At 50.5% G+C, this 1,609-nt stretch carries 3 protein-coding genes; all 3 read left to right on the top strand.

Translation table 11 applies throughout. The features are described from left to right. The coding region (locus tag FP827_03720) for a 4Fe-4S dicluster domain-containing protein (protein ID MBA3052183.1) at positions 1-370 on the top strand (370 nt) is incomplete at its 5' end. Then, positions 360-1,208, top strand: coding sequence for an FAD-binding protein (locus FP827_03725; protein ID MBA3052184.1), 849 nt, complete (start codon positions 360-362; stop codon positions 1,206-1,208). The genes FP827_03720 and FP827_03725, both read left to right, overlap by 11 nt. 31 nt (positions 1,209-1,239) lie before the next feature. Beyond that, positions 1,240-1,609 (top strand): DUF1016 domain-containing protein (locus FP827_03730; GenBank protein ID MBA3052185.1); only part of this gene is annotated, 370 nt, incomplete at its 3' end.

Consider the following 1,609-nt stretch of genomic DNA (forward strand, 5'->3'; position numbering starts at 1 on the left):
GATCATATTCGGCGGGCCCATGATGGGCCAGGCCGTGTGCGATATGGATGTGCCGGTTTCCAAGGCCGCCAGCGGCATTCTGCTGATGTGGGACGGTGAAAGGAAAGAATATGAGTGTCTGCGCTGTCTGCGCTGCGCGTCGGTGTGCCCCATGGGCCTGATGCCCCGTGAGAGCCTTGCTCTTTACAAAGCGGGGAAGGCCTATGATAAAGCCATGAACTGCATGGAGTGCGGAGCCTGCGCTTATGTCTGCCCGTCGGGGATACCGCTGATCCAGTATCTCAAACTTTCCAAGAAAAAATTGAGCGTGTCAAATGTCAACCTGCCTGCCGGCAGGGATCTGACGCCGCTGTCAAAAAATGAAAGTTAGTTTTATTAACCTGAGGGATATTACTTATCTTGCCTCGGGCGGCCCGGCTCATGTGTGGCATGCCGCCACCGTCGCTGAACTTAAGGCTTTTACGGAGCAGTTTCATACTTTCAGGGTTTTGGGAAACGGCTCCAATGTCATTGTTTCTTCCGCGGGATTAACCGAACCGGCGCTCATGCTCGACGGGGATTTCAAAAAAATTAAGCTCAAAGGCAACGATGTTATCGCCGGGGCCGGGGCCGGGCTGAAAGATGTGATAAAAAAAAGCGCCGCGGCGGGGCTTTGCGGCCTGGAAAACCTTTCGGGGATTCCCGCCTCCGTCGGCGGGGCTGTTTTTAAAAATGCCGGCGCTTTCGGAAGTTCCATAAGCGATGTCCTCAAATGGGTCAGATTTTACCGTTCGGGGAGGGAATACAGGATCTCGGGCGGGAGGATAAAGGCTTCTTACAGGACGGGGCCCGTTCCAATCCCCGCCGTTATATCCGAAGCCTGTTTTTCGCTGAGGAAAAAAGCCAGGGAAAAAATAATTGACAGGATAAAAGATCTGACGGCAAAAAGAAAGGAAAAAGGTTTTATATACAAGAACGGTAGCGGATGCATATTCAGGAATCCCGCAGGGATGCCGGCGGGCAAACTCATCGAGCAATGCGGCTGTTCGCGCTGGCGCTCGGTCGGCGTTTCTGTCTCGCCTCTTCACGCGAATGTTTTTGTCTTGCGGGGCGCGAGTTCGGCCGATGACGCTTATGAGCTGATGAGCAGGATCCGCGCGAGGGTTTATGAGGCGCAAGGCGTTTATCTGGAGCCTCTCGTCGAGTTCTGGGGAAGATTCGGAAAATGAACAGGGCGACTTATTTTGAGGGGGGCGTTATATGCCCGTAAATATAAAAAAACAAATTATTAAGAAACGGGCGCCCGCAAAAACAAATGCTCTCTTGACGGATATAAGCGGGATGATAGAAAAAACCCGTTCGGCGGTCGCCGTGACAGTTAACGCCGAAATGACTACATTGTATTGGAATATTGGTAAAAGAATCCGCCAGGAGATTTTAAAGAACAAGCGAGCTGAATACGGCAAGGAGATTGTTGAGACAGTGTCGCAACAATTAAAGCTTGATTATGGAGCGGGATTTTCAATAAAAAATTTAAGACATATGATTCGTTTTGCTGAAATTTATCCTGATAATAAGATTGTCTCCGCACTGCGGAGACAATTGGGGTGGACCCATTTTAAAATTGTCA

The sequence above is a fragment of the Candidatus Omnitrophota bacterium genome, from assembly GCA_013791745.1.
Classification (GTDB): domain Bacteria; phylum CG03; class CG03; order CG03; family CG03; genus CG03.

Bases quoted from the DNA above. Each gene is read 5' to 3' on its own strand.
- FP827_03725 (MBA3052184.1), top strand. From the start codon at position 360: ATGAAAGTTAGTTTTATTAACCTGAGGGATATTACTTATCTTGCCTCG.